Raw genomic sequence first — 1,034 nt, 5'->3', positions numbered from 1 at the left:
GCTCACGATGGAGGAGCTCGGCCAGGACTTCGGCTTCGTCCTGTACGAGACCCGGCTGCCGGACCGGGGGCCGGTCGTCCTGCGGGCCGAGGACGTGCGCGACCGCGCGCAGGTCTTCGTGGACGGACAACCGGTCGGCGTACTCGAACGAGAGGGCCGTGAGCACGCCCTCGCCTTCACCGTCCCCCGTCCCGGAGCCCGGCTGACGGTACTCGTGGAGAACCTGGGCAGGGTCAACTACGGGCCGGGCGTCCACGACCGCAAGGGACTCCTCGGCCGCACCCTCGTGGGCGGCCGGGAGCCGGCGCCGTGGTCCAGCCGCGCCCTGCCCCTGGACGATCTCGCCGCCCTGCCCTTCACCGCCTTCGACCCGAAGTCGCCTCCGGTGGGACCCGCCTTCCACCGCGGCCACGTCCACGTCGAGCGGCCCGCCGACACCTTCCTCGCCCTGGAGGGCTGGACCAAGGGCAACGTCTGGGTCAACGGCTTCCCACTGGGGCGCTACTGGTCCCGCGGCGCCCAGGCCACGCTGTACGTTCCGGCCCCGGTGCTCAGGGCCGGGCGCAACGAGATCACCGTCCTCGAACTGCACGCCTCGACCACCCGCACGGTCGAGCTGCGCGACCGCCCCGACCTCGGCCCGACCGAGGACTGAGCCGGGGTCTCACGATGCAGAAGGAGCTGGTGGCCGCAGCGCGGCCCTTGCGAGGATGGAGCTCCAACGCGCCTACAGGGAAGATGAGTTCATGAACCAGAAGGATCCGAAGGTCGAGGCGGTCGAGAAGTTCTTCGCCGCCTACGCGGCAGGGGACGTCGAAGGCATGAGTGCCGTCCTCGCGCCGGACATCCGGTGGACGATCCCCGGACGGCATCCGCTGTCCGGGACCAAGCACGGCGTCGCCGAAGTCCGCAGCTTCTTCGACCAGCTCGGCAAGGCCGGCTTCCAGGCCGACCCGATCTTCTTCGGCAGCAACGACGAGTACGTCGTCGACGTCCACCGGGGCTGGACGACCGCCGGTACCGGCAAGGTCGAC

At 70.8% G+C, this 1,034-nt stretch carries 1 protein-coding gene and 1 pseudogene; both read left to right on the top strand.

The features are described 5' to 3' along the window. Nucleotides 1-655 (top strand): annotated as a pseudogene (locus tag ACWC9R_RS37095) (beta-galactosidase); the annotation flags it as partial. A gap of 91 nt (nt 656-746) precedes the next feature. Further along, nucleotides 747-1,034, top strand: a 288-nt coding sequence (locus ACWC9R_RS37090; RefSeq protein WP_450738289.1) for a nuclear transport factor 2 family protein, incomplete at its 3' end; no start/stop codon positions are given.

Source organism: Streptomyces sp. NPDC001219 (assembly GCF_053597915.1).
The sequence above is the reverse complement of the archived record's forward strand: the minus strand, read 5'-3'. Positions and strand labels throughout refer to the sequence as shown.